This window comes from Acidovorax sp. NO-1 (assembly GCF_000238595.1).
In the GTDB taxonomy this organism is placed as follows: Bacteria; Pseudomonadota; Gammaproteobacteria; order Burkholderiales; family Burkholderiaceae_C; genus Acidovorax.
On the sequence record NZ_AGTS01000069.1, the window covers coordinates 1 to 866 of the forward strand.

Below are 866 nucleotides of genomic sequence, written 5' to 3' on the forward strand. Positions count from 1 at the left end.
CGTGCGGCCAGATAAGCGGCGATCTCGACCTGGCGCTCAGCGGGCAGGCGGCCATCAACGAACGCATGCAGGTCGGCCTCGGTGACCGGGGGAATGGACGGTGGCGGACGGTCGGTATTCATGGGTTGCTTCTCAATACATTCATTTGACGACTTTCAGCCGCACCGGTTCTGCGCGGCCTTCCATCAGGCCGCGCAGGCGCTCACGGCCTCGCGACAGGCGCGACATCACGGTGCCGATGGGGATACCCAGGGCCTGCGCCACATCGGCATAGGCCATGTCTTCCAGCGTCACCAGAAGAAGCACTTCCTTCTGCTCGACGGGCAGCAAGTCCAGTGCAGCCTGCAGATCCAGTACAGCCAGCCTGTCGGTTTGTGTCGGCGCCACCGGCACTTCGGGCGTGTCGTCGTCCATGGTCACGGTGTGCAGCCTGGGACGGCGCACGCCATCGACGTGCAGGTTGTGCATGATGCTGAAGAGCCAGGCGCGCATGTCGGCCACGCCGCCCCACAGGTTCGACTTGGCCCAGGCCCGCTCCAGCGTGTCCTGCACCAGATCGTCGGCGTCGTCACGGTTGTTCACCAGCGCGCGCGAATAGCGGCGCAGGCGCGGCACCCAGCTCAGCAGGCTTGCGTCGTCTTGCATCGGGGGGTCGTGGCCTGAGGGTCTGGACGGAAGTCGACAGCAAATGTCATTCCTTGATGATGTGCCAGACGTCTTTGAAGTTGTCGCCGGCGCGGTCGCCGGGCTTCTGGTCGGCCTGGTAGGTGTACACCGGCTTGCCCTTGTAGGCCCACTGGCGCGCACCGTCGTCGCGCATGACGATCGTGTATGCACCGGCGGGTTGGTCGCTGGCGGCGGCCATC

The 866-nt window shown here is 65.4% G+C and carries 1 protein-coding gene and 1 pseudogene; both read right to left on the bottom strand.

The features are described from left to right. Window positions 1-141: 141 nt before the first annotated feature. Complete coding sequence (locus KYG_RS07365; protein WP_008904230.1) at window positions 142-645, bottom strand: RNA polymerase sigma factor; 504 nt, start codon at window positions 643-645, stop codon at window positions 142-144. Between the two features lie 46 nt (window positions 646-691). Then, window positions 692-866: pseudogene (locus KYG_RS23660) on the bottom strand (hypothetical protein); the annotation flags it as partial.

Bases quoted from the DNA above. Each gene is read 5' to 3' on its own strand.
- KYG_RS07365 (WP_008904230.1), bottom strand. From the start codon at position 645: ATGCAAGACGACGCAAGCCTGCTGAGCTGGGTGCCGCGCCTGCGCCGC.